At 32.8% G+C, this 3645-nt stretch carries 3 protein-coding genes; all 3 read left to right on the top strand.

The features are described from left to right. Positions 1-160 precede the first annotated feature (160 nt). The 3 genes from CKF58_RS08070 (at position 161) to CKF58_RS08060 (ending at position 3369) form a co-directional block, all read left to right on the top strand. Positions 161-1810: an aminotransferase class V-fold PLP-dependent enzyme gene (locus tag CKF58_RS08070; protein WP_119532735.1), complete on the top strand. Its 1650-nt coding sequence runs from the start codon at positions 161-163 to the stop codon at positions 1808-1810. 164 nt (positions 1811-1974) lie between these two features. Next, a complete protein-coding gene (locus CKF58_RS08065) occupies positions 1975-2478 on the top strand; it encodes a hypothetical protein (RefSeq protein ID WP_119532733.1) in 504 nt (167 codons plus the stop codon). Between the two features lie 66 nt (positions 2479-2544). Then, on the top strand, positions 2545-3369 hold the full coding sequence (locus CKF58_RS08060; RefSeq protein WP_119532731.1) for an SDR family NAD(P)-dependent oxidoreductase: 825 nt from the start codon (positions 2545-2547) through the stop codon (positions 3367-3369). Positions 3370-3645: the final 276 nt, after the last annotated feature.

Here is a 3645-nt window from a genome sequence, read left to right as displayed (position 1 = left end):
TAAGTACCTAATTTACTAATTAGCTATTATTTATTACCTATATTAGCTAATTTAATGAGATAATAGAGTGATCTTTATTCTTGTTCCAAGGATAAAATATTTATTTTTATATCTAACCACATAAATATTTCCCCCACATTTTGATAATTTGTAACTTTATATGCCACAAGATCTCAAAACTAAAAAATTGAGTACGCAATTAGACCAATATAAAGAACTAGTTACTAATTTTGCTAGTCAATTTCCAGCTTTAAAACATAATCCAGACTTAATTTATCTTGATAATGCTGCAACTAGTTTAAGACCCCAAGCAGTATTAGATGCTTTTTCAACTTATTACGCTTATCCAGGTAATGTTGAACGCTCATTACTTACTAAAGAATTATCACAAGTTATTAACCAAGGTCATCAAGCTTTAAGCAATTATATTGATCCTAAAAATAACAATAAAGATTCTTTAGTTTTTACTCAAAATACTACGGATGCTTTAAATCTGCTAGCTTTAACGCTCGGACAATTTTGGGCAAAACAAGCACAACATTTAGAAACTTCACTTAAACGTACGAAACAAAAGTTCTATATTCTAGTTAATGAAAGTAATCACCATGCTAATCTTTTACCATGGATTAAACTTTGCGCTAACTTTGACTTTTTAGAACTAATCACTATTCCTTTAAATAAAGACTTAAGTTTTGATTTTAAGTGCTTTGAAATGTTATGTACTTTACACGGGGATCATATTCTCTTAATGAGTTTTAGTACCGTGGATAACATTAATGGTTATACTTTACCAATTAAACGTATTGCCCAAATTCAAAAACAATTAGCTCCTAAAGCTTGGTTATGTTTAGATAATGCGCAAGGATCATGCTTTAATGCTCATTATTTACAAGAGAACTTACTCGAAAATTGGCCGGCTGATTTTGTGATCGGTTCATTACATAAAATGTATGGTTTAACTGGTTTAGGTTACCTCATGGTATCCGAGCGAGTTTTAAAACTAACAACCATGCAAAACTTTGGGCTTTCGGCGCAAGCGACAGCGATAGATAACTATCTCGCGCAATACTTAGAAACCGGTAATCTAGATTATCCTCCATCACCTCCACCAAGTAAAACTAAGGTCGAGAATAATGAAGTTTATACCGATCTAGAATCATCAACCAAGAAAACGAAAAAGCGCAAAAAACCAACCAAGCTCGAACTTTTTGAACAAAGCCTACAATATCAGATAAATCATTTAAATGACTTTAATCAACTGCATTTTCTTGAACATCAATGGGTAGGTGGCGGCTTTGTTAAAAATGTTAGCTTAAAGGAGGCTAATTATAGCTTGCACGACAATAATCCATTTACCGTTGCTGGCACAAGCAATATAAATGCCTTAACCACGGTTAAAACTAATATTGAGTGGTTAAAAGAACAACCTTTAGAAGAGCTTTATCATTACACAAATTTATTACAACAGTACTTTATTGCTAAACTGTTAACTTTAGATAATGTCAGCGACTTACGTTATAATCAAGACATAGCTAGAACTTTATATCGTACGGCTAAACCTATTCGTATCTTACCTAGTTATGGACACCATGTCCTTTTAACTATTGAAGATAGTGGTGATGTCGAGCTAGGACAATTTTTAGCTAAACACCAAGTAGCTGTACGTGTTGGTAAGCACTGCGTATATCCGTTCCATCGAACAATTGATGTGGATTCAACAATTCGCTTTAGCTTAGCTCCGTTTAATAATAAAGAACAAATTGATAAAGTAATCGAACTGATTAAAGAATTTTCAGAAGATTTCTTCTAATACTATTCTTAAACCTATAACTACACCTATAACTAAATGGTATTTTTGTCCTTATACTATTTGGCTAAAGAGCAGAAAAATACAGTATAATAGCTTTACCTAGAGTTTAGTTAGCTTGAAAAAACTAATTCTAGCAATCTAGAGCTTAAACTAAGGATCTTTCCATGAAAAATACCACTCCAGAAAGTTCTGAAATCCGTTTTATTAATTTAGCCATGTACGATTCGATTGTTATGCGTCATAGCACTTTACAATTAATGCATAACGAAATCGTGTCGTTCAATCAAGCATTTAAACGTAATAACGATAACGAAAAAAATTACATCGAAGTAACTGGCTGTGAAGTAGCTATTTACTTTATTTTAGAACCTAAACGCATGACTTTTACTAGTCGTTCTAAAGTTCTACGTTCATACGTTTTCTGCTTATTAGTGAACTATTTATTTGATAAAGATTTTGATTTTGATCGCCTTGTTGCTAAGTATCACTTTGAAAACTTCTTATCATCAGCACGTATTAAATCTTTATTAAACACTTACGAACTAATTGCTAAATTACCTATTAAAGATTTACGTAATTACTTAGAAATGAACCATTATACGTTCTTACGTAAAAAAGAATGTGAGTGTGAACACTGCGGTTGTCGTGATCAAGCAATCGAAGATTAATCCACAATAAAGATTAATAAAAAAAGATTAACACTTAGTGTTAATCTTTTTCTCGTTTTATCAATTATGGCAAAAATTTTAATTACAGGTAGTTCATCAGGCATGGGATTAGCGAGCGCACAATTATTTGCTAGCAAAGGCTGGGAAGTGATTGCGGTTATTCGTAATCCTGAACAAGCACGACATCTTGAAGCCCTAGGGATTAAAGTAAAATATTGCGAGCAAACCCAATACGCAAAAATTGAACAACTATTCCAAGATCCAGATCTACAAAACTTTGATGCAGCATTTTTAAATGCTGGCTATGGGCACATGGCTACGGTTGAAGATACAACTCCTCAAGCCTTAGAAGCGCAATTAGCATGTAATACTGTTGGTACTTGGGCTTATTTTAATGCTTGTATAAAAGTATTTCGTCAACAAGGACATGGACGTATTCTTGTTAACTCATCGGTTATTAGTTTTAGTCCGATCCCTTATCGTGCTGCTTATGGTGCTTCTAAAGCCGCACTCGATCAAATGGTTGAAACTTTTCGTATAGAAAATCGTGATCCGAATATTCAAGCAAGTTTATTGCATCCTGGTCCGGTTGCAACTAATTTCCGTCAGCGCGCTTTGCACGAATACCAAACGCAAACTAAAAATCAAGATACGGTTTATGCGCAAGACTACGCGCAGCAAGAGCAACGTTTACAAAATAAAAACCGTAAACGCTTTACCGCTCAACCTGAACAAGCAGCCGCTTTAGCCTATAAATGCCTAACCAGCAAAAAGCAAAAAATCCATTATTTTTTATGCTTACCTACTTACGTAGTATGGTATGCCAAAAAAATCTTACCTGCTAGTTGGTTTGAGTTTTTTATACGCCATGCGCACAAGCTCGAAAAATAAAGACAAAAAAAAATCCTCTGTTAATTACAGAGGATTACTTTTATGATCTAAATTACTATATAAAGATGGAGCTTTATATAGAGTTATTATATAGCCCTATATAATAACTTAAGAAAATCAACTTTTCTTGATAACTAATATTTTTATAAATGAAAGGTGGTTATTACAAGTATTAGCTCATAATAACTATCTAATTTCTGGAATAAACTACTCAACAAAAATTAGTAAATTCTTCATTAAAAATAGCTTTCTCGTTCTTAAAAAGTAATATCTAAG

It is taken from the genome of Psittacicella hinzii (assembly GCF_003585935.1).
Taxonomy (GTDB): Bacteria; Pseudomonadota; Gammaproteobacteria; order Enterobacterales; family Psittacicellaceae; genus Psittacicella; species Psittacicella hinzii.
Note: the sequence above shows the minus strand (reverse complement) of the source record. Positions and strands in the feature narration are given on the sequence as shown.